1 protein-coding gene is annotated in these 874 nt (G+C 68.4%); it reads right to left on the reverse strand.

Translation table 11 applies throughout. The features are described from left to right. Positions 1-61: 61 nt before the first annotated feature. Entirely contained in the window at positions 62-832 is a 771-nt protein-coding gene (locus LG396_RS38795; protein WP_225798311.1) for a transposase family protein, read from the reverse strand. Between the last annotated feature and the right edge of the window lie 42 nt (positions 833-874).

The raw sequence follows: 874 nt of genomic DNA on the forward strand, positions 1-874 counted from the left end.
TAAAGGGTGTTGCACAAGGTTGCATCCAGGCAGGTCAGGGCCGGTGTGAGCGGTTCTCTGGTCATGATGCGAGGGCGAGGTTGTGCATGTGGGCGACGGCCTGGACCGCGTGGTGGAGCCCGTCGCCGTGCTGTCGGCAGTCGCGGAGGATCTTGTAGTTCTTCATCCGGCCGATCACATGCTCTACCCGGGCGCGGACCTTGCGGTGGGCGGCGTTGTCGTCTTCCTCGCCCTTGAGCAGGGCCCGTCCGGGGCGCTTGCGGTGGGGCACCGCCATTCCACAGTTCAGGTATGCGCCGTCGCCAAGCAGAGTGACGCCCTCGCACTGCTCGGCCAGCCCGGAGGCCCGCCAGGCGTGCGCATCGGCGGTAGTGCCCGGCACAGGCCGGGCGGCGGCTACCACGAGCCGGGTGTCTGCATCCACGATGACCTGCACGTTCGCCGAGAACCGGTAGTTACGCGAGGACGAGCCGACGCGCCGGTCGCGGACCGGGAGCAAGGTGCCGTCCACGATCCACAGCCGCTGGGCCGCATCGGCCGGCCGGGACACCGGCTCCAGCGCGAGCAGCGGGCCCAGCCGCTGGATCACCCGGCACACGGTCGAGGCAGAGATGCCGAACAGCGGGGCCAGCTGCCGCATGGTCAGGTTTGTCCGGTAGTACACGGCCACCACCAGAACCCGTTCGGCCAGCGGAAGACCCCACGGCCGGCCCCGCAGAGTCCCGTTGCCACCCCGGTCGCGAACCGCCTTGAGCAGTCGACCAAACTGCTCAACCCGCAGCCCGGTGAACGTCTCCACCCACACACGATCGGCCCTCATCACCCCAGCCATACACCGGAGATGCCCAGTTCACGGCCTTGTGCAACACGCTTT

The organism is Streptomyces aculeolatus, assembly GCF_020400605.1.
GTDB lineage: Bacteria > Actinomycetota > Actinomycetes > Streptomycetales > Streptomycetaceae > Streptomyces > Streptomyces aculeolatus.